Source organism: Streptomyces sp. NPDC001020 (assembly GCF_053599115.1).
The window spans coordinates 50281-73875 of record NZ_JBSFLQ010000032.1; the positions used below are offsets into that span (position 1 = coordinate 50281).

At 69.6% G+C, this 23595-nt stretch carries 21 protein-coding genes and 2 tRNA genes; 13 read left to right on the top strand and 10 right to left on the bottom strand.

The window, feature by feature from the left end; genetic code table 11:
• The first annotated feature begins 8 nt into the window (after positions 1-8).
• The 3 genes from ACWDEX_RS26880 to ACWDEX_RS26890 all read left to right on the top strand — a co-directional run bounded on the left by ACWDEX_RS26880 (position 9) and on the right by ACWDEX_RS26890 (position 1886).
• Entirely contained in the window at positions 9-545 is a 537-nt protein-coding gene (locus tag ACWDEX_RS26880) for a winged helix-turn-helix transcriptional regulator (protein WP_450466688.1), read from the top strand.
• A 136-nt stretch (positions 546-681) separates the two neighbouring features.
• On the top strand, positions 682-993 hold the full coding sequence (locus ACWDEX_RS26885; protein ID WP_450466689.1) for a DUF6412 domain-containing protein: 312 nt from the start codon (positions 682-684) through the stop codon (positions 991-993).
• Between the two features lie 170 nt (positions 994-1163).
• Positions 1164-1886: a YidC/Oxa1 family membrane protein insertase gene (locus ACWDEX_RS26890; RefSeq protein ID WP_450466690.1), complete on the top strand. Its 723-nt coding sequence runs from the start codon at positions 1164-1166 to the stop codon at positions 1884-1886.
• 6 nt (positions 1887-1892) lie between these two features.
• Here ACWDEX_RS26890 and ACWDEX_RS26895 read toward each other — a convergent pair whose 3' ends face one another.
• A complete protein-coding gene (locus tag ACWDEX_RS26895; protein WP_450466692.1) occupies positions 1893-2978 on the bottom strand; it encodes a Gfo/Idh/MocA family oxidoreductase in 1086 nt (361 codons plus the stop codon).
• Between the two features lie 152 nt (positions 2979-3130).
• Between ACWDEX_RS26895 and ACWDEX_RS26900 the strand changes: the two genes are divergently transcribed.
• From ACWDEX_RS26900 to ACWDEX_RS26920, 5 genes are all read left to right on the top strand, one after another.
• Positions 3131-4015 (top strand): hypothetical protein, encoded by an 885-nt coding sequence (locus tag ACWDEX_RS26900; protein WP_450466694.1) that lies wholly within the window; start codon positions 3131-3133, stop codon positions 4013-4015.
• Between the two features lie 141 nt (positions 4016-4156).
• The gene (locus ACWDEX_RS26905) at positions 4157-4936 is read left to right on the top strand and encodes an HAD-IIA family hydrolase (protein WP_450466696.1); all 780 of its coding nucleotides are present in this window, start codon (positions 4157-4159) and stop codon (positions 4934-4936) included.
• A 151-nt stretch (positions 4937-5087) separates the two neighbouring features.
• Positions 5088-5723, top strand: coding sequence for a hypothetical protein (locus ACWDEX_RS26910; protein ID WP_450466698.1), 636 nt, complete (start codon positions 5088-5090; stop codon positions 5721-5723).
• 3 nt (positions 5724-5726) lie between these two features.
• The gene (locus tag ACWDEX_RS26915; protein ID WP_450466700.1) at positions 5727-6383 is read left to right on the top strand and encodes a class F sortase; all 657 of its coding nucleotides are present in this window, start codon (positions 5727-5729) and stop codon (positions 6381-6383) included.
• Between the two features lie 339 nt (positions 6384-6722).
• A complete protein-coding gene (locus ACWDEX_RS26920) occupies positions 6723-7739 on the top strand; it encodes a glycoside hydrolase family 6 protein (RefSeq protein WP_450466702.1) in 1017 nt (338 codons plus the stop codon).
• A 63-nt stretch (positions 7740-7802) separates the two neighbouring features.
• Here ACWDEX_RS26920 and ACWDEX_RS26925 read toward each other — a convergent pair whose 3' ends face one another.
• The 3 genes from ACWDEX_RS26925 to ACWDEX_RS26935 all read right to left on the bottom strand — a co-directional run bounded on the left by ACWDEX_RS26925 (position 7803) and on the right by ACWDEX_RS26935 (position 12276).
• Positions 7803-9737, bottom strand: a complete 1935-nt coding sequence (locus ACWDEX_RS26925; protein ID WP_450466703.1) for a galactose oxidase-like domain-containing protein — start codon at positions 9735-9737, stop codon at positions 7803-7805.
• The gene (locus ACWDEX_RS26930) at positions 9734-11668 is read right to left on the bottom strand and encodes a glycosyltransferase family 2 protein (protein ID WP_450466705.1); all 1935 of its coding nucleotides are present in this window, start codon (positions 11666-11668) and stop codon (positions 9734-9736) included. Before ACWDEX_RS26930 ends, ACWDEX_RS26925 begins: the two co-directional genes overlap by 4 nt.
• Before the next feature lie 534 nt (positions 11669-12202).
• A tRNA-Lys gene (locus ACWDEX_RS26935) sits at positions 12203-12276 on the bottom strand.
• A 340-nt stretch (positions 12277-12616) separates the two neighbouring features.
• Here ACWDEX_RS26935 and ACWDEX_RS26940 point away from each other — a divergent pair.
• From ACWDEX_RS26940 to ACWDEX_RS26950, 3 genes are all read left to right on the top strand, one after another.
• Complete coding sequence (locus tag ACWDEX_RS26940; RefSeq protein ID WP_450466706.1) at positions 12617-13312, top strand: NlpC/P60 family protein; 696 nt, start codon at positions 12617-12619, stop codon at positions 13310-13312.
• A 109-nt stretch (positions 13313-13421) separates the two neighbouring features.
• Positions 13422-14033, top strand: coding sequence for a lytic polysaccharide monooxygenase auxiliary activity family 9 protein (locus tag ACWDEX_RS26945; protein WP_450466708.1), 612 nt, complete (start codon positions 13422-13424; stop codon positions 14031-14033).
• Positions 14034-14130: 97 nt separating this feature from the next.
• Positions 14131-14601 carry a hypothetical protein gene (locus tag ACWDEX_RS26950; protein ID WP_450466709.1) on the top strand — a complete coding sequence of 157 codons (471 nt, stop codon included), beginning with the start codon at positions 14131-14133 and terminating at the stop codon, positions 14599-14601.
• 195 nt (positions 14602-14796) lie between these two features.
• Here the strand turns inward: ACWDEX_RS26950 and ACWDEX_RS26955 are convergent.
• From ACWDEX_RS26955 to ehuB, 5 genes are all read right to left on the bottom strand, one after another.
• Positions 14797-14870 (bottom strand) — tRNA-Lys (locus tag ACWDEX_RS26955).
• 200 nt (positions 14871-15070) lie between these two features.
• Positions 15071-15847, bottom strand: coding sequence for an ectoine/hydroxyectoine ABC transporter ATP-binding protein EhuA (ehuA, locus tag ACWDEX_RS26960; protein ID WP_450466710.1), 777 nt, complete (start codon positions 15845-15847; stop codon positions 15071-15073).
• A gap of 10 nt (positions 15848-15857) precedes the next feature.
• Positions 15858-16508 (bottom strand): ectoine/hydroxyectoine ABC transporter permease subunit EhuD, encoded by a 651-nt coding sequence (gene ehuD / locus ACWDEX_RS26965; RefSeq protein ID WP_450466711.1) that lies wholly within the window; start codon positions 16506-16508, stop codon positions 15858-15860.
• Positions 16505-17203, bottom strand: coding sequence for an ectoine/hydroxyectoine ABC transporter permease subunit EhuC (gene ehuC, locus ACWDEX_RS26970; RefSeq protein WP_450466712.1), 699 nt, complete (start codon positions 17201-17203; stop codon positions 16505-16507). The genes ehuD and ehuC overlap by 4 nt, the downstream gene beginning before the upstream one ends.
• Complete coding sequence (ehuB, locus tag ACWDEX_RS26975; RefSeq protein ID WP_450466713.1) at positions 17200-18105, bottom strand: ectoine/hydroxyectoine ABC transporter substrate-binding protein EhuB; 906 nt, start codon at positions 18103-18105, stop codon at positions 17200-17202. The genes ehuC and ehuB overlap by 4 nt, the downstream gene beginning before the upstream one ends.
• 227 nt (positions 18106-18332) lie before the next feature.
• Between ehuB and ACWDEX_RS26980 the strand changes: the two genes are divergently transcribed.
• On the top strand, positions 18333-19421 hold the full coding sequence (locus tag ACWDEX_RS26980) for an LLM class flavin-dependent oxidoreductase (protein ID WP_450466755.1): 1089 nt from the start codon (positions 18333-18335) through the stop codon (positions 19419-19421).
• A gap of 26 nt (positions 19422-19447) precedes the next feature.
• Here the strand turns inward: ACWDEX_RS26980 and ACWDEX_RS26985 are convergent, their stop codons facing one another.
• Positions 19448-21346, bottom strand: a complete 1899-nt coding sequence (locus ACWDEX_RS26985) for a putative bifunctional diguanylate cyclase/phosphodiesterase (protein ID WP_450466714.1) — start codon at positions 21344-21346, stop codon at positions 19448-19450.
• Between the two features lie 464 nt (positions 21347-21810).
• Here ACWDEX_RS26985 and ACWDEX_RS26990 point away from each other — a divergent pair, with 464 nt between their 5' ends.
• Positions 21811-23154, top strand: a complete 1344-nt coding sequence (locus tag ACWDEX_RS26990) for a M6 family metalloprotease domain-containing protein (protein WP_450466715.1) — start codon at positions 21811-21813, stop codon at positions 23152-23154.
• Positions 23155-23595 lie beyond the last annotated feature (441 nt).

Genomic DNA, 23595 nt, shown 5'->3' on the forward strand with positions numbered 1-23595 from the left:
TGGGGGTCATGGCTCTCGGTAAGGACTACGCGACGCAGGAGTGCTCGATCGCCCGCGCGCTGGAGGTCGTCGGCGAGCGGTGGACACTGCTCGTCGTGCGCGACGCGTTCTACGGCGTACGGCGTTACAACGACTTCCTCGTCCACCTCGGCATCCCGCGCGCCGTCCTCGCCGCCCGCCTCCAGACCCTCACCACCGAGGGGCTCCTGGAGAAGCGCCGCTACCAGGAGGCGCCGCCCCGGGACGAGTACGTCCTCACCGACCGCGGCATCGCGCTGTGGCCGGTCCTGCGCTCGCTCGGCCTGTGGGGGCGCGAACACTTCACCACGGCGCAGTTGCGCGCGTTCCGGCACGCGACCTGCGGGACGGAGAAGGAACTCGGGCCGTACGGCGAATGTCCCGCCTGCGGAACCGTCGTCCCCGTCCCGGAGATCGACATGCTGCCGGGCCCCGGACTCGACCCGGACCCGGCCGACCCGGTGAGCCGGGCGCTGCTCAGGCCGAAGCGGCTGCTGACGCCGATCGAGGCCGAACCCGCGCAGTGATCGCCTCTGGACGGGGGTACGGCCCGGGAGCGCCCCTCCCGACCGTGGTCGACCCGGGCGGTGGCCGATCGTGGACAGTGGCCGATCCTGTATAACGGTGAAGTACGACAAGGCAATTACCTGAGGGAGGGCAGCGGTGATCCAGTCCTGGACGAACCTGCGGCCCGCCGCCGTGCTGCTGCTCCTGATCCTTCAGGCCGCCGTCCTCGACACCGGCAGCCTCACCGCCGCCGTCGCCTTCGCCGCGACCGCCGCGGTCGGCTCCGCCCTCGCCGTCTGTGCGCTGATCGCCGCGCGCAGCGTGCCCGCCGTGCCGCCGACCCGGGTGCGCACGGCCCTGCGTGACCGTGCGCAGCGCACCGCGTTCCTGCCGCAACGGGACCCCGACGCCCCGGGCCGCAGCCGACCGCGGGCGCCCGGGCGTGCCCTTCCGGCGACCGCCGCGTAGGCCACACACCCGGTCCTCTTCCGTACGCAACGCCGTACGCACCGCCGTACGTTCGCCGTACGTGCGCGTACAGCCCCGTACCCCCCGTACCGCCCGTGTGGCCCCAACGCGGGTCGTCATGCCGACACCTTCACCGACCCGGCACGACGAGACCCCCGGAGGGCTCACCCATGTCCATGTTCCTGTCCGCGTTCGCAGGCCTGGTCGAGCGGCTGGCCGAACTGCTTCAGCCGCTCTTCCACGCCTCCGCGGCGGCCGCCGCGATCGTCCTGTTCACCGCGCTCGTACGCCTCCTCGTCCACCCGCTGTCCCGGGCCTCGGCCCGCGGACAACAGGCGCGCGCCCAACTGCAGCCGAAGATCACCGAGTTGCGCAGGAAGCACGCCAAGAACCCGGAGAAGCTCAACAAGGCGATCCTCGAACTGCACGCGGAGGAAAAGGTCTCCCCGCTGTCCGGCTGCCTTCCCGCCCTCCTCCAGATGCCCGCCTTCTTCCTGCTCTACCACCTGTTCTCCAGCACGACGATCGGCGGCGAGAGCAACGACCTGCTCACGCACACGCTGTTCGCCGCACCGCTCGGCGACCGGTGGGCCGACGCGCTCGGTCATGGCGGGCTCTTCGGAGCGGCGGGGCTCGTCTACCTCGGGCTGTTCGCGCTCGTCGCGGCCGTCGCCACCTTCACCTACCGGCGTACGAAGCGGATGACGGCCATGACCCCGGCCCCGGCCGGCGACGGCGAGCAGGTGCCCGGCCTCGGTGCGGTCACCAAGGTCATGCCGTTCTTCTCCTTCTTCACGCTGGTCACCGTGGCGGTGATGCCGCTGGCCGCCGCGCTGTACGTGGTGACCAGTACGACGTGGAGCGCGGTCGAGCGGGCCGTGCTGTACCGCTGAGAGCGGTCACAGCGTCACGGTCACGCCCTCACGCGCCGAGCGCCGGGCCGCTTCGAGGACCTCCAGGGCCGCGGCGGCCTCGTGCGCGGTGACCGGGTTCGGGCCGCCCTCGCGCAGGGCCTTCGCGATCGCCGCGTAGTACGCCGGGTAGTCGCCGGGGACGGTCGGTACGGGGACTCCGCCGCCGGTCAGCGGGGACTCCCCGGCGCCCACACGGCCCCACAGCGCCTCGGGCTCTTCGCCCCAGCCGGGGCCGGGGCGCCCGCCCTCGCGCAGCGCCGCCTCCTGCGGGTCGAGGCCGTACTTCACATAGCCCGCCCCAGAGCCCAGCACCCTGAAACGCGGGCCGAGTTGCGAGGTCGTCGCGGAGACATACAGGTGGGAGCGGACGCCGCTGATGTGCGTGAGCGCGATGAACGTGTCGTCGTCCGCCTGCGCGCCCGGACGGCGGACGTCCGACTCGGCGTACACACTGGCCGCGGGGCCGAAGAGCACGAGCGCCTGGTCGACGACATGGCTTCCGAGGTCGTACAGCAGACCGCCGATCTCCGCGGGGTCCCCGGACTCGCGCCAGCCACCCTTGGGCTGTGGACGCCAGCGCTCGAAACGGGACTCGAAGCGCCAGACCTCACCGAGCCCGCCCTCGGCCAGCAGCCCCCGCACGGTCAGGAAGTCGTTGTCCCAGCGGCGGTTCTGGAAGACGGACAGCAGCAGGCCGCGCTCCTCGGCCAGAGCCGCGAGCGCCCGCGCCTCGGCGGCCGTTCCCGCGACCGGCTTGTCGACCACGACCGGCAGGCCCGCCTCGAGCGCGGCCGTCGCGAGGGGGACGTGCGTCTTGTTCGGGGAGGCGACGACGACCAGGTCCAGCTCACCGGCCCGGGACCACAGCTCCTCGGCGGTGGCGGCGAGGCGCACGTCCGGGAACTCGGCGCGGGCCTGCTCCTGCCGCTCGGCGTTGGAAGTGACCACCGTGTCCAGGACGAGACCCTCGGTGGCGGCGATCAGCGGGGCGTGGAAGACGGAGCCCGCGAGGCCGTAGCCGACGAGGCCCACACGGAGGGGGGTGCCAGTACCAGTGGCTGTGCCAGTCATGGCTCTACTTTCGCAACCCGGTTGGCAAAGTGAGTCACCGGGTTCCCCGACGTCGATCCCACTGCGCTGATCGAGGGGACTTGGGCCGCCGACTACGGCCCTCAGGGCGTGGCGTGCGCAGGGGGCCGCCACCCATGGTCGGTCATATTTTCATGCGACCGCCTCGAATTTTTCGCCTGCCTTGCTCGTCCCACCTGTCTCACCTGTCACGGCTGCCCCGCACCGTTCTGCTGCCTCGGCTGCCCCTGTTCCTGGCCTGCGCCCTGGCCGCCGTCGTCCTCTTCCTGCACGCATCCGTCGCAGCGCTGCCGGCCGGCCCGCAGCCCACCTGTGCCGCCGCCACCGGCAACGCCTTCCCGCTCACCACACGCATCCACGGCGGCCCCGACCGATACAAGGCCGGTGGCGCCGAGCACAGTTGGTTCATCGACCTCAAGAACACGACCGCGCACACCTGCGCCCACATCCACCCGGTGATCGTCCTGGTCGACACCCGGCGCGTGCTGACGGCCGAGCAGCCCAAGCTGGAGTTCTTCGAGGGAGACCGCGCGCACCCGGTCGCCCTCCGGCGCACCGACCGGAGCGAGCTCGTCGGCGCCTTCGACGACGGCTTCCCCGGCTTCACCGTGGCCCCCGGGCGAACGCTCACCGTGAAGGTACGGCTCGCGCTCTCCTCCGACGCCCGGCGCAACGACGTCGTGGCGAACGCCGCGATCGTGCAGCGGCGCGGGAACGACGGGGGCTGGGTCGGCGAGTCGAACGACTACCGGTTCCGGATCGTCGCCAAGGCCGGCGCCGCCGACGCACCGAAGGAGGACGCGCGGAAGGAGGAGGGGCGGAAGACGGGCGAACCGAAGCGCAAGGAACCGGTGACGCCGTCGCCCACCCCGCGGCACAGCCCGTCCACGCAGCCACTGGCCGAGGGCGGGCGGCAGACGGCGCACCGCCTCGACGCGGTGATCGGTGGGCTGCTCATGGTGGCGGGCGGCGTGCTCGTGGCCGGCTCCCCGTTCCTGCTGCGTCGCGGACGCCACTGAGATCTCCCGCATATCCGGCGCCCGCGGGATCACGGCCGGGCCGTGCTGATTACGCTGGGGCTCGGGCGCGCACCAGTGGTGCGGCTTCCCCGGTTGTTGTGGCGTTCCCGGTTCCCCCATGCGTACGGCAGGAGATCCCAGATGGCAGATCGCAGGCCCATCGAGTCCTGGCTCACCGACATGGACGGTGTGCTGATCCACGAGGGCGTCCCGATCCCCGGTGCCGACGCCTTCCTCAAGAGGCTGCGCGAGTCCGGCAAGCCCTTCCTGGTGCTCACCAACAACTCGATCTACACCCCGCGTGACCTGCACGCACGCCTGACCCGCATGGGGCTGGACGTGCCGGTGGAGAACATCTGGACCTCTGCGCTTTCCACCGCCCAGTTCCTGGACGACCAGCGGCCCGGCGGCACCGCGTACGTTCTCGGCGAGGCCGGCCTGACCACGGCGCTGCACGACATCGGCTACGTCCTGACCGACCACGAGCCCGACTACGTCGTCCTCGGCGAGACCCGCACCTACTCCTTCGAGGCCATGACCAAGGCCGTCCGGCTGATCAAGGACGGGGCCCGGTTCATCTGCACCAACCCCGACGAGACCGGCCCGTCCGCGCAGGGCCCGCTACCCGCGACCGGTGCGGTCGCGGCACTGATCACCAAGGCGACCGGCAAGAAGCCGTACTTCGCGGGCAAGCCCAACCCGTTGATGATGCGCACCGGGCTGAACACGCTCAAGGCGCACTCCGAGACCAGCGCGATGATCGGCGACCGGATGGACACCGACGTCCTGGCGGGCATGGAAGCGGGGATGCAGACGTTCCTGGTGCTCACCGGACTGACCGCGCGGGAGGACGTCGACCGGTTCCCGTTCCGCCCCTCCCACGTCGTGAACTCGATCGCGGACCTCGTCGACCTCGTCTGACGCCCGGCCCGGCCCGACGCCTGTCTGGACGAAAGGGTGCCTCCGCTGCCTGTACGGCGCAGGAACCGCCCCCGTACGGAGTAGTCGGGGGTCCCGTCCGGATGCGCCGGAGTGTCCGCAGGTGGAGTCTCCTGGTAACGGGAGGTTCACGATGGGTTCACTACGGCTTACGCTCTGTGCCATCGCCGTCATAGCGGCCGTCCTCGGCCGCGCGGGGCACACGACGGACGCGAGGGATGTCTCCCTGACCCCGGCGTCACCGGCCCCCGGCAGTGATGTCCGGCTGGCCGTGCGGGGATGTTCCGGCACGACCGGCACCGCGGTGTCGGACGCGTTCGCCACGGACGCGCGGCTCGCCGGCAAGGAGGGCATGCTGACCGGCGACGCCCGGGTCCGCTCGTCGCTGACCCCGGGCAGGTACGGCGTCACGGTCGGCTGCGGCGGGCACGAGGTCAAGGGCGTCGTCACCGTCGGCGAGCCGACGGCGTCCGCACCGCACGCGCCGACGGGCCCGGCCGCTCCGCACGCCCCGACCGGACCGGCCCGCCCGGCGGCGCCCAGCACCCCCTCCCCCCGGCTCCACCTCTCCCCGCCGAACGCCCCCTCCTCGCCCGTCGCGCCGGTGCGTGCGGGCGGCGGCGGTACCGCGGGGCAGGCGCCGGAGTCCGGCGAGGCCCGGAGTAGCGGACCTGGCATCCGGCAGGCGGTCATCGGCCTCGTCCTCGCGAGCGTCGCCGCCGTCGTGGTCGCCGTCCGGAGTATCCGTCGAGGCCGCGGCAAGGAGTGAACCGTGTCCGAGCGTGAATGTTCCTATGGCACCGGGCGCCTGGTGATGGGTGTCGTCTGGGCGGTTCTGCTGCTCGGGCTGTGGGTGTGGGGCCGTGAGGTGACCGGCGTACGCGAGGGCGTCTTTGCACCGGCCACCGGCGACATGGCCGCCGCCGGCCGGCCCTCGGACGCCGAACCGCCGCCCACCGCCGAGCCGTTGGGGCAGTCCGCGCCGAGGCGCCTCGACATCCCCGTCATAGGGGTGCGCGCACCGGTCGTCGCGCGCGGCCTGGACCCGCGGGGCGCGATCGAGCCGCCGCCCTTCGACCAGCCGGGCACGGTCGGGTGGTACGCGGCCGGGGCGAAACCCGGGGCGGCCGGCACCGCGCTGTTCGTCGGGCACGTCGACACCCGGACCGGACCCGGGGTCTTCTACAAGCTCAGCACGCTGCGGCCGGGTGCCACGGTGCGGGTGGTCCGAGACGACAACCGCGTCGCCGAGTTCACCGTCGAGGACGTCCAGGTCCTCCCTCGCGACGGCTTCGACGCCCGGCGGGCCTACGGGCCACGGCAACCGGGCCGCGCCGAGCTACGGCTGATCACCTGCGGCGGCACCTACGACCGGGCGAGCCACGCGTACTCGGCGAACGTGGTCGTGTCGGCGTATCTGACGGGCTAGGGCCTGTATGGAGTTGTGATCTGGATCAGGGAGCGGGGCGTGGTGCGTGCGATCGCAAGGCGCCGGAATGCCCTCGTAGCGGCGCTACGAGGGCATTCCGGCAACGCGGCGAGCGTGCGTGCCACGCCCCGCGAGCCCAGATCACAACTCCATACAGGCCCTGGTGCCTGCCGAGGCACCAGTCGTGCTGTCCCGGCAGGTCGGTGAGGCGGCGGGGACCGTGACCGCCGCCGGGAGGCGGGCTGTAACAGCTCGCCGAAAAGGGCCGGAGAACTCGTGGGCGGTGGGGAAGTTATGTCAGGCTTGAGCCATAAAGCGGTGCACCCAAAGGGGAGTTGGATGTACAAAACGACGGGTGGACGGGCTCGGGCCGCCATGGCCGCGGTGGGGGCCGCGCTGTTGCTGGCCGGTTGTTCCTCCTCCGGGGGCGGGGACGGCAAGGACGACGCAGGCGCCGCGATCACCCAGCGGCCGAAGGACTCCGACCCGTTCTGGGTCAACCCGGACGGGAACGCGGCACGGCAGGTCGCCGCGTTGGAGAAAGCCGGGAAGAAGACCGAGGCGGACCGCATCAGAAAGATCGCCCAGCAGCCGACGGGGGAGTGGATCGGTCCGGAGAACCCCGAGGCGGAGGCGCAGGGATTCACCGAGGCCGCCGAGAAGGCGGACCGGACCGCGATCCTCGTCCTCTACGACATCCCGCACCGCGACTGCGGGCAGTTCTCGCAGGGCGGCGCGGCGGACGGCAACGCGTACCGCACGTGGATCGACGGCGTGGCACGGGGCATCGGGAACCGGCACGCGACGGTGATCCTGGAGCCGGACGGGGTGCTGCACATGGTGGACGGATGCACCCCGGACGAGTTCCACGAGGAGCGGTACGACCTGCTCAAGGGCGCGATCGCCAAGCTCAAGGCGCTGCCGAACACCAAGGTGTACCTGGACGCGGGCAACCCTGGCTGGCAGCACCCCGACCAGATCTTCGAGCCGCTCCAGCGGGCCGGCGTCGCACAGGCGGACGGCTTCGCGGTGAACGTCTCCAACTTCTACTCGACGCAGGACTCGATCGCGTACGGCAAGCAGTTGTCGGCGAAGGTCGGCGGAAAGCACTTCGTGATCGACACGAGCCGCAACGGCAACGGCCCGTACACGGCGGGCGATCCACGTCAGCGCTGGTGCAACCCGCCGGGCCGGGCGCTGGGCGAGGCCCCGACGACGCACACGGCGGACCCACTGGTGGAGGCCTACCTGTGGGTCAAGCGCCCCGGGGAGTCGGACGGCACCTGCAAGGGGGGACCGAAGGCCGGCGAGTGGTGGACGTCGTACGCGCTCGGGCTCGCGGGGGCGGGAGCGTAGCCCTCCGCACAGAACAGGGGTGCCCTCCGCGGTGGACGCGCTGCCGGGGCACCGGACGGGGACCTACGGCACCCTGACCCACTGCGCCTTGCTCGGCGTGCCCTGGTCGTCGTCCGCGAAGAGCATGTACCAGCCGGACTGGACGAGGTTGCGGTTCTTCGGCACGGTCACCGTGACCTTGTCCCCCTTGGTGGTGAAGTCCAGGGCGATCGAGCGCTGGTCGACGTCCGTGACGTGCGTGGACGCGCTCGGCCGGATCAGCCGCACCTTCTTGATCACCGACGCGTGCTGCGATGTGAACGTGCCCGACGCGCCCCGCGCGATGGTCTGCGGGCCGCCCGACAGGGAGGGCCGGGAATCCCGGTACAGATACGGCGGTGTGTAGATCTCGAGGCGCTGCTCGAACGTGCCCGGCTTGGTGTTGGCCTTGTCGCCGTACAGCGAGTCGGAGCCGAAGAACAGCACACGGCCGTCGGGCAGCAGGATCGAACCGGAGTGGTAGTTGCGACCCACCAGCGGATCGGCCACCCGCTGGAACGTCTTGCTGTCCGGGTGGTAGAGCCGCGCCTGGTGGATGTTGGAGTCGCTGCGGCCGCGGTAGTCCTCGGAGCCGCCGGAGACCAGCACGGTGTCGTCGGGGAGGATCGAGGACTGCGGGTAGCGGGTGCCCTTCCCCAGGGCGGGGCCGTCCACGAAGTGCGGGTTCGGTGCCTTGAGGTCGATCAGCCGCGTCTTGTTGGTGGACAGCTTGGACTCACCGACCCCGCCGCCGCCGAGCACCAGGAACTTCTCGTCCTGCGCGGGCGGCAGCAGCACGGTGCCGGAGGTCTCCAGCTTGTCCGGATCGCTGAGGCCGGGCAGCTTGGTGAACCTGTTGCTGTCCACGTCCCAGATGCCGGGGTCGCGGCCCACGTCGTCCGGACCGTAGCCCGCGTTGGAGCCGGAGTAGAAGATCTTGCCGTTCTGCATCAGGAACAGCGCCGGGTAGGTCGGGAACTGCCGGATCTTCGAGGTGTACGTCCACGTCTTCGTCTTCGGGTCGAAGATCTCGTTCTTGCCCGGGACCAACTGCCCGATGTCATCGAGTCCGGAGACGCTGAGGATCTTGCCGTCGCTCAGGGTGGTGAGCGTCGGATACCAGCGGGCTTCCTTCATCGGGTCGACCTTGATGTACTTCTCGGCGACCGGATCGAACTCGAAGGCGTCCCGGATGCCCTGGAAGTCCTTCTTGTCGAGGCCGAGTTTGTTGGCGATGCCGTACGTGTTACGTGCGTCGGCGCCCGTGAGGCCCTGCACCCGGTAGTTGTCCTGGGTGCCGGTCTCGTACTTCTGGCCGCTTTGTTGCGCCTCGACGTAGATGCGGCCGACGCCGGGGTCGTTGCGCATCCACTTGCCGGTACCGGCGAACACCTTCTTCGCCCGTGGCACCAGGACCGGGTCCTTGGAGACGAAGGTCTTGCCGTTCGCCTTGCCGATGAACTTCGTCCCCGCGGGCACCGTGATCGGCTTGTCCGGGTTCTCGTTGTGGACGATCATCAGACCGCCGGCCTTGGTGACGTCACCCTTCAGCTTCTCGTACCGCTTGGTGCCGCCCGCGATCAGCAGGTTGCCGTTGGCCAACTGGGTGTGGCCGGTGCAGAACAGATCGCTGGGCGTGGGGATCTTCTTGATCGTGCCCTTGACCGGGTCCCAGATCCGGGTGTCGAACTGCTTCTTGTCGAAGTTGTCCTGGTTGTTGCCCGAGCCGGCGACCAGCAGCACTTTGCCGGTGTGCAGAAGCGCCGCATGGATCGTGTCCTGCCGGTACTCCTCGGGGAACTCGAGAAGGTCCCAATGCCCGTTCTTCGCTTTGTACTCGGGCTTGTTGATCGTGTACTGGTGATATCGCTCGGTCCCGAAGCGGTACAGCCACGGCCCGTTCATCGCGGCCAGAGCGAGGACCACCGCCGTGCCCAACGCGAAACGGCGGGCACGACGGCGGCCGGCCAGGTCTTTCATTTCTTGTGTCCCCCAAGGACGATCTGCATGGTCTGGTCAGTGCCCTCCTGTCCAGCCCAGGAGGGCTGCCGGCCCGGAGCGTGCACGCCCGCGGTCTGCTGTGGCAGCGCCGCCGCCCGTGGCTCGTCCGTGGCGGCCGGCTTCTTCTTCTCCTGCCGCAGCGCCCAGCGCCACACGAAGACGGGCGAAGCCGTGATCAGCAGGGCGAACACGGCCCAGGTGACCATCGCGGGGTGGGAGTGACCGAGGAGGAAGCCGGCGACGATCGATCCACCGAAGACCAGAATGAAGAACAGATGGATCCGGAAGGTCCCCAGCAGCGTGTCGGGACTCGTCGAATCGCCCTTGGGAGTCACCACGAACTTGCTCTTGCGGCGCAGCACGGCGTCCATCAGCGAGCGGGCGTAGACCGGCGCGGACAGCGCCGACATCACCATGCCCGCCACACCGCCGGAGCCCTCCGGCTCGTGCGGGGAGACGTTGTGCCGGCGGTTCCAGATGTACAGGCCGATCTGCAGCGCCGACGCGTTGCCGTACAGCATCAGCCAGACCGTCGGGTCGATGTTCACGCCCGAGGCGCCGAGGCCCAGGAACAGCGCGCAGCTCAGCGCGGCCAGGATCCAGTTGAGGGCGGACATCGGGTAGAAGATGATCATCATGGTGTAGTTGAAGAGCTTGCCCGGCGGCAGCGAGAAGAAGCCCTTCCAGTACTGCTTGAGGATCGTCTCGTAGGTGCCTCGCGACCAGCGCAGTTGCTGGGTGAAGAAGTCCGTCCAGGCGCTGGGGCCCTCGCCGACCGCGAGAACGTCCGGGGTGTAGACCGACTTCCACTTCCTGCCGGTGACCGGGTTCCTGTGGCGGTGCATCTCGAAGCCGGTCGCCATGTCCTCGGTGATCGAGTCGTACAGACCGCCGATCTGCTTGAGCGCCTTGATCCGTACGGCGTTGGAGGTGCCGACGAACATCGGGGCGCCGTAGCGGTTGCCGGCCCGCTGGATCAGCGCGTGGAAGAGGAACTGCTGTGACTCGGCGGCCTTGGTGACGAAGGTGTCGTAGTTGCCGTAGACCTGCGGACCGATGACGAAGCCGACGTCCGGGTCGCGGAAGAAGCCCAGCATCCGCTCCAGGTAGTTGGGCAGCGGTACGTGGTCGGTGTCGACGGAGGCGAAGTAGTCGTACTCGTCGCCGTGCTCCTGGAGCCAGGCGTTGTAGTTGCCGTGCTTCGTCTTGGCGCGGTGCGGGCCCTTCGGCTGGTTCCACTGCGCGACGCCCTTGCGGCTGAAGTGATGCACGCCCAGGCGCTCGCAGACCGCCTTGACCTCCTGATCGTCGCCCTCGTCGAGGAGCCACACGTGCAGAAGGCCCCGGTGGCGCAGCCTGACGGCGGCCTTCAGGGTCTTCGTCACCATCGACAGCGGTTCCTTGCCCGGGACATAGGTGGTGATGAAGGCGACTCTTGTGCCGGTCTCGGGCACCACCGGGATCGGGTCACGGGCGACCAGCGTCGCGTGCGCGTTCGACAGCACGTTCATGCAGCGGAAGAACTCGATCAGACCGATCGAGACGAGCATCACGATGTCGAGGGCCGGCAGGAAGCTGTAGGTGGGGTGGTCGCGTTCGGTCCAGTGTTCGGGCTGGAGCAGCCAGGCGAACAGGACCAGCGACAGCAGTGGCGCCGCACCCAGCATGAGGGCGGCGCGGATGCGGTGCGGTTCCTGGGAGAGTAATGAGCGGTACTGGACTTTGTACGGCTTGGCCGGGTCCGGCTGGGTGAGAGGTCCTGCCAGCCTGCTGTAGTGCTCGTAGTCGTATCTCGGCAGCGTCCTGCGTATCCGGCGGAAGGTGCCGGTGTGGCCGGTGTGGTGCGATGGCCTCCTGAACTGGGTCGTCTCTGACGGGTCGAAGTTCGGCCGGGCGCCCGTCGGCGTCATGAGTTGTCCCCCCGCGCGCACAGCGGCGCGTGTTCGTCGGTCTTTCGCCCGCAGTGGTCCTGCGTCGACCAAGGCGGACGGGTCAGTGGCGGGTTGGCGTCACGGTGCGTCTTTCCCCCATACCGGCACGAAAACCCGACCTTCCGGTTGCAGCGAAGCCCCCCTCGGCATCCGTCAGGCGAGGCCCCCATCCCCGCGCGGCGCAACCGGTCCGGACCGCCAACTGCCCCGCAGCGGCGATTCCTTGGAGCCCAGGGTTCTACGGCGTCCGCCATGATCGCAAGATGCGAAACACGGTGTTTACCGGTCATACCGGCTCATTGAGATGCTTGTTGGCGTTGTTTGGTGCGAGTGTGGTCAGCTGTGTGTACGGATGTGGATGATGTGTTCCCTTACGGGTCGGTGATCGTCCGCTGATCGATCATCCTGGACCGCGCCGCGTCGAGGGTCTCCCGGTGTCGCCGACCAGTGGTGTCCTCCGGCGCGACGGAACACAAAAAGGCCCCTCGCTTTCGCGAGGGGCCTTCCTGGTCGTGCGCCGCCAGGGACTCGAACCCCGGACCCGCTGATTAAGAGTCAGCTGCTCTAACCAACTGAGCTAGCGGCGCCTGCTGACCTGGATAACTCTACCCGACGTCGAGGGGTGCTCCCGACCGTGGAGCCAGGTGGCGGCACCCGTCCGGAGGTGGCCGTACTCCGGGCAGACGGAGCCCGTACATCGTTCGGACCGTCAACATGCGGCTCTGGCGAGCGGTTGGGAAACTGGCGAAAGTGTAGAAAATATGACAATTCAATCCGAATGAGGGCCGGGAACGTAAGGGGCGTCGCATGTGGCCACGGGTGTTCAACGAAGTCCATCCGGCGAAAGGAGAGTGCGACCACCCGGGGTGCGTTCCCGGTCGGCGCCGTGTCCCCTGTTCCTCTGCCTTCCGGCCGGTCGGCCGCCCGGTGGCTCGCGGCGCCCTGGCCCTCGCCGCCGTCGGCATGGTCCTCGGCGTAGGTCATGCGGCGCCCGTCGGTGCGGCCGCTCATGCGCCGTTGCGGCCGGGCGTTCCCGCGGACGAGGAGCACCCCGAGACTCCGCAGGGGCGCCCGGTTTTGCTGTACGGCGGCCTGGGAGGGGCGCCGGATCCTGCCCTGCGGGCGAGGATCACCCGCCCGGAGATCATCGGGAGGGCCAGGAAATGGGTCGCCGCCAAGGTTCCGTACCGCATGGACGAGTACTGGTCGGACGGCTACCGGCAGGACTGTTCCGGCTTCGTCTCGATGGCCTGGAACCTCGGCGTCAACGAATGGACGGGCAGCCTGGCCAAGTTCGGCGTGCGTGTCTCCAAGGGGAAGCTGCGACCCGGCGACATCCTCCTCTTCCATAATCCAGACAACCCCGAGAAGGGGTCGCACGTCGTCATCTTCGGCGGCTGGACGGACTCCACGCACACGTCGTACACCGCCTACGAGCAGACGCCGCCCGCCACCCGGAGGCAGTCCACCCCCTACCGCTACTGGAGCAACTCCGACCGCTATGTGCCCTACCGCTACAAACGCGTCGTCGAGAGCAAGGGCGGCCAGGCCGGCAAGAACGCGCCGGTGCCGGTGGATCCGGCGAGCCGGCCGTCCCTGAGGCCGACGGCGGGAGGGAGGTGAAGGGCGGCGCGATTGGTATGGACATGTTCAACCCGCGACCCTAGTCTGAGACTTGGTCTAGACCTGCACGGCTCGATGAACTTCCCCCACGTTCTCCAGGAGCGGCAGCATGCGCACAAGGACCAAGTGGTACGCGGCGGTGGTGGGACTCGCCACCGCGGGTACGTTCGCCCTCTCCAGCGGCACCGCCGGTGCCCACGGCTACACCGACCAGCCCCTGAGCCGACAGAAGATGTGCGCCGCGAACGGCGGCATCGTCAGTGGCTGCGGCGACATCCAGTGGGAGCCGCAGAGCGTCGAGGGCCCGAAGGGCTTCCCGGCGCTCGGTCCGAGCGATGGCCAGATCTGTTCGGCCGGCCACGCCAACTTCGGCGCCCTCGACCAGCCGAAGACACCTTCGGGCGCGGACTGGCCGACGACCAGGGTGGTCGGCGGGCAGAGCTACACCTTCCGCTGGCAGTTCACCGCCTCCCACGCCACGACCGACTTCAGGTACTACGTCACGAAGCAGGGCTGGAACCAGAACCGCGCCCTCACCCGGGCGGACCTCGACACCACCCCGTTCCTCACGGTCCCGTACGACGGCCGGCGCCCGCCGTACACGTTCAGCCACACCGGCACCCTGCCGACCGGGCTGAGCGGTCACCACCTCATCCTCGGTGTGTGGACGGTCGCGGACACCGCCAACGCGTTCTACTCCTGCGCGGACGTCACGTTCTGATCTCCTGAGGCGTGCCCACACCCCGGGCGGGTACCTTTGCCGCATGTCGTCATGATCATGGCGGCATGCGGGCAGTCGTACGGAGACCGGGGGACCTGTGGACATCTTCTTCTATGTGATACCGAGCCTGATCATCGTGGGGGCCCTGGTGGTGGCGGCCCGGGTGGTCCGCCGCTCGCTCCAGTTGAGGAGCAACTGGAACAGCGGTCTGACCGCGGAGGCGCGTTGTCTGCGCACGTACACGACGACCCGCGGCGACGCGGACGCCCGGGCGGGGCGGACGACGCTGCACCACGTGTACGAGTTCACCACCCGCGACGGCCGTGCGGTCCGCTTCGAGGAGACGAACGGGCAGGGGACGACGGTCGAGGGCGACATCGTCACCGTTCACTACACGGCGGGCCGCCCCGAACGTGCCACCGCCCACGCCCCCGCCCCCGGCAAGGCCTTCGTGGGCATGGCGGGCATCCTGATGCTTCTCGTCGTGGTCGTCGCGTTCTGTGTCGCGTTCATGGCCTCGTACAGCGAGGTCTTCGCGGGGGACGATCCGTTCGCGGGCATGCCGTAGGGCCTGTGCCGGGGGCGAGGCGGCGTGGATGACAGCCCGGGTTCGCGCGGGGTCCGCTGTACCTGGCGTTCACCGTGCTGTGCGCCACGGGGGTGTGGGTGGCGAAGCCCCCACAACGTGCGGCGGGGCCGCGCAGAAAACAACGATGGCGAACCGGTTCGCGCTTTCCGCGAACACGACTCGCCATCGCTATCGTGCGCCGCCAGGGACTCGAACCCCGGACCCGCTGATTAAGAGTCAGCTGCTCTAACCAACTGAGCTAGCGGCGCAGACTCTGTCGCTTTCGACTCTCGCGTTCGGCGACAAAAGAAATACTACCTGCTCCACAGGGGTGCTCGTGACCACCTCAGGATCGCGGGGGAGAGCGGCGCGGGCGCCGTTCCCCGGCTCAGCCGTTCTGCCGCCCGGCGCGGCCGGTGTGCGCGCTCCACCGGCGGCCGGCCGGACGGGCCGACGTCACCTTCCGCAGTCACAGGACCGCGCTGAGGAACTCCTGGGTGCGGGAGTGCTCGGGGTTGCTGAAGATCTTCTCCGGGGAGCCCGACTCGATGACACGGCCGGAGTCGAACATCAGGACGTCGTCCGAGATGTCCCGGGCGAAGTTCATCTCGTGGGTGACGCAGAGCATCGTGATGTCCGTGCTGCGGGCGATGTCACGGAGGACGTCGAGGACTCCCGCGACCAGTTCCGGGTCGAGCGCGGACGTCACCTCGTCGAGCAGGAGTACCTGCGGACGCATGGCCAGGGCTCGGGCGATCGCGACGCGCTGCTGCTGGCCGCCCGAGAGCTGGCCGGGGTGCTTGTCCAGCTGGTCGCTGAGCCCGACCAGGTCGAGCAGCTCGCGCGCCCGCTGCTCGGCCTCGTCCTTCGACAGGCCGAGAACGGTGACCGGCGCCTCGGTGATGTTCCGCAGCACCGTCATGTTCGGGAACAGGTTGAACTGCTGGAAGACCATCCCGATGTCCTTGCGGATCTCCCGGACCTGCTTGCCGTCGGCGGGGAAGAGCCGCCGCCCGGCGACCGTGATGGTCCCCTCGTCGGGCTTGGTCAGGGTCATCAGCATGCGCAGGATCGTGGTCTTCCCGGAGCCCGAGGGGCCGATCAGGGTGACGTGCTTGCCCGCGTCGACCGAGAAGCTGAGCTGGTCGAGGACCGTGTGGTCGCCGAAGCGCTTGGTGACCTGGTCGAAACGGATCAGCTCGCCGGTGGCCGTCGTGGCGCCGGCGTGGGCGTCGGATTGCTTCATGAGGGGGGTGTCAGCGGACAAGGCGTCGCTCCAGGGCTCGCAGGAGGAGGGAAGCGGGATAGGAGATCAGGACGAAGGCCACACCGATGACGGTGAGCGGCTCCGTGAACTGGAAGTGCTGCTGCGAGAAGAGTCGCGCCTCGCCGAGCATGTCGAGGACGGTGATCGCCATCAGCATCGGCGTGTCCTTGAGCATCGAGATCACGTAGTTGCCGAGCGCGGGTACGACCCGGCGGATCGCCTGCGGCAGGATCACCACCGTCCAGGTGCGCCAGGCGGGCAGGCTCAGCGCGGTGGCCGCCTCCCACTGGCCGACGGGCACGGCGTCGATGCCGGCGCGGTAGACCTGCATCGTGTACGTCGAGTAGTGCAGGCCGATCGCGACGACACCGGTGGTCAGCGCGGAGAAGGTGAGCCCCCACTCGGGCAGTACGTAGAAGAGGAAGAACAGCTGCACCAGCAGCGGGGTGTCCCGGATGAACTCCGTCACGATCCCGACCGGCCAGCGCACCCAGCGGGTGGGCGTCCGCATCAGCACCGCCCACACCAGCCCGAGCGCGAACGAGATCAGCGAGCCGAGCGCCAGCGCCTGCAGGGTGACGAGCAGGCCGTCCCAGAAGTGCGGCATGAAAGCACTGACGGCATCCCAGTCCCAGGTCATGAGACACCACCTCCGACGGGCTGCGGGACGAAGACATGGGGCTGAGGCGCCTTTCCGGCCCGCGCCTTGAGCCGGCGCTCGAGCAGCCGCATCAGCCGGGTGAGCACGAAGGCGATCACGAAGTAGATGAGCAGGACGTACGCGTAGATCTCCGCGCTCTCCTGGAGCGCGAGTCGCACGAGGTTGCCGCTGAACGCCAGGTCGCCCATGCCCATGACGGAGACCAGCGCGGTGCCCTTGAGCAGCTCCACCAGCAGGTTGCTGAACGGCGGGATCATCTCGGGCACCGCCTGCGGCAGCAGGATCTTGCGCATCCGCTGCCAGGGCGTGAAGCCCAGCGCGATCCCGCCTTCACGCTGCGCCGGGTCGACGGAGTTCAGTGCGCCGCGCACGATCTCGGCACCGTACGCCCCATAGGTCAGTCCCAGCGCGAGCGTGCCCGCCCACATCGGCACCAACTGCCAGCCGAAGGCGAGCGGCAACACGAAGAACACCCAGAAGATCATGATCAGGGCGGAGGTGCCGCGGAACACCTCGGTGTAGAAGCCGGCGACGAAGCGGACGATCCACAGCCGGTGGGTGCGCGCCATGCCGACGGCGAAGGAGACGGCCGTGGCGAGCAGCGCGCCGAACACGAGGAGCTGGAGGGTGGTCCAGACGCCCGACAGTACGAGTTCCCAGAGTCCCGAGGTCATCCGCGGCACAGCTCCTTCGCGGTCATGTTGGTCATCTCGGCCTTGGTGAAGCCGAACGGCCGCAGGATGCGGGAGAGTTCGCCGCTCGCCTTCATCTTGCTCAGCTCGGCGTTGAAGGCGTCCCGCAGCCCCGTCTCCGCGGGCCGGAAGGCGAACCCGCCGCCGTCGACGTGCGGCTTGCCCTTCACCAGGGGCGCGAACGCCTTCGTCGCCTCCGCCTTGCGGGAGTTCTTGACGACCTCGCGGGTGGTGAGCGCGGTCCCGGCGAACGCGTCGACGCGTCCGGCCTCGACGGCGTTCAGTCCGGCGACCTGGTCGGGAACGATCAGGATGTCGCTCTCCTTGTAGCCGGCCTCCACGGCGTACTGGATCTCCGCGTAGCCGGTCCCGGTGGCGAACTTCGCCTTCTTCTCGACGATGTCCCGGTAGTCGTGCAGGCCCTTCGGGTTCCCCTTGCGCACGATGAAGGAGTCGAGCATCTGGTAGTCCGGGTCGGAGAAGATCACCTGCTTGCAGCGCTCCGCGTTGATGTACATCCCGGCGGAGACGACATCGAACTGCTGGGAGTTCAGTCCCGGGATGAGCGAGCCGAACTCGGTCGGCACGGGCTGGACGCGTTCGACGCCGAGGCGCTTGAAGACGACCTTCGCCAGCTCCGGGGCCTCGCCGGTGAGCTTGCCGTTCTTGTCGATGAAGCCGAAGGGGATCTCGCCCGCGATACCGAGGCGGACCACGCCCTGGGCCTTGAGGCGGCTCAGCAGCTCGCCGCCGTGCGCGCTCGACGCCGTGGCCACGCGGCTGCAGCCGGTGGCCGCCAGCGCACCGAACGCGGCAGCACCGGCGAGTAGCGACCGGCGTGTGGTGCCGGGTGTCCCTACGTCATTCGTCCGTGGTGGAGCCATGGGCGCGCCGCTACCCGGGACTACGCCATGTATTCAAAGCAATTGCAAAGCCGCCGTATTAAGGCTGATTTGAGTGTGATTCCGGCTATCGGACCGCATCGCGCCGGGCACGCCGCCCGACGTGGCTTCAGTCACCCGAACGGCGCCTGTCGCGTGCCCGGCGGGAATAACCGTGGAACGTCTTCGGTTTTGCGACGGCGGAAGACACGACGCGCTGAGCAGGAGGCATTGTGGTGGACGAGATCCGTGGCACGGTACGGGGCAAAGCTCCCGTTCCCCTCTCGGTACTGGACCTGGTCACCGTCGGCGCCGGCCGCACCGCCTCGGACGCCCTCCGGACCAGCGTCGCCCTCTCCCGCCTCGCGGAGTCCCGTGGCTTCCACCGCTTCTGGGTCGCCGAGCACCACTCCATGCCCGGCGTGGCCTCCTCGTCGCCCGCCGTGATCCTCGCGCACCTCGCCGCCCACACGGACCGCATCCGGCTCGGCTCGGGCGGCGTGATGCTCCCGAACCACGCCCCGCTGGTCATCGCGGAACAGTTCGGCACGCTGGAGGCCATGGCGCCCGGCCGGATCGACCTGGGCCTGGGCCGTGCCCCGGGTACGGACGGCGCCACTGCCGCCGCCCTGCGTCGCACGGACCGGCTCCATGAGGGCGCCGACGACTTCCCCCAGCAGCTCGCCGAGCTGACCCGTTTCCTCGACGACGACTTCCCGGACGGGCACGCCTACGCCCGTATCCACGCGGTCCCGGGCCCGATCCAGGCCACCTCACCGGGCGGCGTCCAGTCCCCGCACCGCCCGCCGGTCTGGCTGCTCGGCTCCTCCGGGTTCAGCGCCCGCCTGGCCGGCACGCTCGGCCTGCCCTTCGCCTTCGCGCACCACTTCTCTGCGCAGAACACCGTCCCGGCGCTCGACCTGTATCGAGAGTCCTTCCGCCCCTCCGAGGTCCTCGACGCCCCGTACGCCCTCATCGGCGTCGCCGCGCTCGCCGGCGACGACGAGAGGGAGGCTCGCCGGCAGGTGAGGGCCGCCGCGCTGAGCATGATCCGGCTGCGCATGGGCCGCCCCGGACTCATCCCCACCCCTGAGGAGGCCGAGGCCTACGAGTTCGGCCCACTGGAGGAGGAGTTCGCCAGGACCTGGACCGCCAACGTGGTCCACGGCACGCCGGACGAGGTCCGCTCCGGCCTCGACGACCTCCAGAAGCGCACCGGAGCCGACGAGTTGATGCTCACGGCCAACGCGCACGGCGGGGACGCGCGCCTGCGCTCCTACGAACTGATCGCCGACGCCTACGAGTTGCCGGTCGCATGAACGCGGCGTGATCCAAACGACACGCCTCAGGTCGGGCGGCAGGCCTTGGCGTCCACCAGCGCGGAGATAAGATCCGGCGGCACCGGCCGCGAGTACAGCCACCCCTGGCCGGTGTCGCAGCCGATCCGGCGCAGACGGCTGGCCTGTTCGGAGGTCTCCACGCACTCGGCGGTGACCGTCAGCCCCAGCCGGTGGGCGAGCTGGATCATGGCCTCGACGATGACCTCGTCCGCGGGGTTCGGATGCGCGTCGGTGTCCTCGTACTGGAAGCCGCGGACGAACGAGCCGTCCAGTTTCAGCGCCGACACCGGCAGCCGGCTGAGGTAGGCGAGGTTCGAGTAGCCCGTACCGAAGTCGTCGATCGCGATGCGCACTCCCATGTCGCTGAGTGCCTGGAGGACCTGGAGCGGACGGCCTGCCGAGCCCATCACCGCCGACTCCGTCAGCTCCAGTTGGAGCAGATGGGGGGCGAGTCCCGTGTCCGCGAGGGTCTGTGCCACATCGGTCACCAGGTCGGAGTCCCAGACCTGACGCACCGCCACGTTCACGCTGACGAAGATCGGTGGCTCGTCCGGGCGATCCAGTTGCCAGCGGCGCGCCTGACGGCAGGCCGTCCCCAGCACCCAGCGTCCCAGCTGGACGATCGAGCCGTCTTCCTCCGCCAGCCCGATGAACCGATTCGGCGTCAGCGTGCCGAACTGCGGGTGGTGCCAGCGCACCAGCGCTTCGACCCCGCGCACTCGTCCGTCCTCCATACCCACCAACGGCTGGTACTCCAGGGCGAACTCACCCCGCTCGATGGCGGGACGCAAGCCGGAGGAGAGGGCCTGTCGTGTCATGCGGTGGGCATTGCGCTCGGGGTCGAAGAGGGTCCAGCGGGCCTTGCCGTCGGCCTTCGCCCAGTACAGCGTCGTGTCGGCCGCCTGCATCAGACCGGTCGCGGTCGTCCCGGCGGCGTGCCGCTCCACGACACCGATGGACGCGGAGACGGACAGGCGCTGGCCGGACAGGTCGAACGGTGCCTGCAGCGCCCTCAGCACCGACTCGGCCAGTTCGGCGAGTTGGTCGGTGCCCGTCGAGTCCTCGACGAGCAGCGCGAACTCGTCGCCGCCCAGCCTGGCCACCAGAGGGGTGGTGGGCCTTGTGCGGCCCGCCTCGTCCGCGCAGCGCCTCAGGCGCTCCGCGACGGCCGCGAGCAGTCGGTCGCCGACGCGGTGGCCGAACGTGTCGTTGACCGCCTTGAAGCCGTCCAGGTCCAGATAGCACAGCCCGATCCGGCCGGTGCCGCTCTCCTCGTACGCCTCGGCCTCCAGCGCGGCCGACAGGCGTTCGAAGAACAGCGTGCGGTTGGGCAGCCGGGTCATCGGGTCGTGCATCTGCAAGTGCCGTAGTCGGGCCTGGAGTTCACGGTGGGCGCTGATGTCGGTGACCGAGAGGAGCACGGGCTGCTCGGCCGCGGGCAGCGGGGTGATGGTCACGCGGACCCACAGTGAGTGTCCGTCGGGGTGTTTGAGGCGGCGTGTGCAGCGCAGTCGGGCCTGACGACCGCGCAGCATCTCGCGGTACGCGTGCCCGGTGCGGGCGTCGCAGGACAGGTCCAGCAGGTCGGCGGCGACCTTGCCGACCAGGCCGTCCGCGCCGGTGCCGAGCAGTGAGCCCATCGCCTCGTTGGCGGTGGCGACCAGGCCCGCCCGGTCGACGACGGCCATGGCGAGCGGTGCGACGGCGAACGCGGCGCCGAAGGCGGCGGGCGGGGGGCCGGGGGTCGGGGAGAGCAGGGGTCGGGTCGCGGGCGGCGAGAGTTGGTGCACTCCGGCGGGAGGCGCCGACGCCGACACGCTGACCTGGGGATGGGCATGACTCTCTGTGACGACCGGGCTGACGAGGTCTGCCGCAGGCGTCGGCCCTTCGGACGTTCCGCTCACCGCTCGCTCCCGCAGTGCACTCGTTCTTCGTACGGTTCTCGTGGGTCTCGTCGGGGTCGACGGCCGCGTGGGGAGCGGCCGTACAAGCCGTGTCCGTGCAGGAAAGTGTGCCGATCATAGAGGCTGGCCCAGAGGCCTTCCAGCCGCAGTCCAGTGTCCCGGAACCAGTACGTGTTCTGACAGATCGTTTCTGCCCGGACCTGGTCGAGTTCCTTTCGGCCACGATTGATTGTGACGTTCCGTGAGTGTTCAGGGCATCGGCCCACGTCGGCCGCCCCTCTCGGTACTCCTGCGCCGTCCTTCGAGCTCGTCTCGCGCTGCCCCTCCAGTGGCCGTCGCGGCCCCTTCTGGCCTTTCCCCCAAGTGAGGGCGTCTCACCCTTCCGGGGCAGGCAAACAGGGCATAGTAGTACCAATAAGACAAGGGTGGGTGGGGAGTTCCGTGAACCGCACCCGGAGGTCGCCGTGCCGCGTCCGCTCCCCCTCAAGGGGCCCTCCCTCGAGGCACTGAAGGGGTTCGTCCGGGGCCGGGTGCCCCTGCTGCGCGGGGTGGCGGCCGTGTTCACGTCGATGACGGCGCTGGTTTCGACCTCGCTCGTCACGGGTCCCGCGCTCGCCGAATCCCCGACGGCGGCCTGCGAACTCACGCGCACTCAGGCCCACCATTCGGAGGGTGTCGACACCTGGGACCCCGCCTACACGCGCCCCACTCGTCCGCTCGACGCGCTCATGGTCTTCCTGTCCTTCCCCGGCTCGGTGCCGGCCACCACACCGGCCCGGCTGACCGCGGACTACTTCCCGGCCACCAGCCGGTTCTTCGAGCGCTCCTCCTACGGCCGGTTCACGCTGCGCCCGCGTCCGGCGGGTCACTGGGTCCGAATGCCTCACCCTGCCGCCTTCTACGCCATACAGCGCGACTGGGACCCCGGGCGCCGGGACGCGTATCTGCGAGACGCGCTCGCCGCGGCCGGCAAGGAGGTCGACTTCTCGCGGTCCGACGTCGTCTACCTCGTGGCCGACCCGGACGCGCCCGGCGTCGACTCGGACGCCACGAAGGTCGTCAACTTCGACACCCCGCTCCGGGTGAACGGCAAGGACATCCGCCGGGTGGTCACGGTGTTCGAGAAGCATCCGCCCGACCGGCTCGTCCTCGCTCACGAGACGGGTCACGTCTTCGATCTGCCCGATCTCTACCACCGCCCCATGGACGGCAAGGGCGACTGGGACACCTATGTCGGCGACTGGGACCTCATGGGCAGCCAGTTCGGCCTGGCTCCGGACCTGTTCGCCTGGCACAAGTGGAAGCTGGGGTGGCTGGACGACCGCCAGGTGGTGTGTGTGCGGGGGTCGGGGAGCACACGTCTGACGCTGGAGCCGCTGGAGACGGCGCCGACCGGGGTGCCCCAGGCGCCGGTGGCCGCGGGTGCCCCCGGTGAGCAACCCCTGGGGGCCGGTGTACAGGCGTTCGGCTCGGGGCGCGGGACCAAGCTGGCGGTCGTGCGGACCGGGCCCGACACCGTGATCGCCGTGGAGGGGCGTGGCGCGGTGGGGAACGACGGCACGGTCTGCACGCAGGGTGTCCTCGTCTACCGCGTCCGTGGCAAGACGGAGTCCGGCGGTGGCCCGATCCAGGTGCTGGACGCTCATCCGCACTCCCGGGCGTGCCGGCACACCTCGGTCTATCCGCAGCTCGGGGACGCCCCCATGGGGGTGGGGGAGACCTTCACGGTGCCGGGGGGCGGAGTCCGGGTGGTGGTGGAGGACCGAACGGCCACCGGGTCATGGACAGTGAAGATCACGAGAACGTGAGCACGTGGCCGGATTAGGGCGGTCATGGTGGTGACCCTGAGTCCGGTGGGGCTCGTGCGCCGGATGAGCCATGCGTGCCAGGTGGTGACTGGTGTTTGCCGTTGTGGGGGAGCCCTGTGCAGAGGGCGATCAAGGTCGGGCAGCCACAGGGGCGACCCTGGCCATGCCATGCGCCAGGCGGTCTCGCGGGCCCTGGTCGCCTGGCGTTCACCGCTGTGCCCGACGGGGGTGTGGGTGGCGAAGCCCCCACAACGCGCGGCGAAGCCGCGCAGAAAACAACGATGCCGAACCGGTTCGCGCTTTCCGCGGGCCCTGGTCGCCTGGCGTTCACCGCGCTGTGCCCGATGGGGGTGTGGGTGGCGAAGCCCCCACAACGCGCGGCGAAGCCGCGCAGAAAACAACGATGCCGAACCGGTTCGCGCTTTCCGCGGGCCCTGGTCG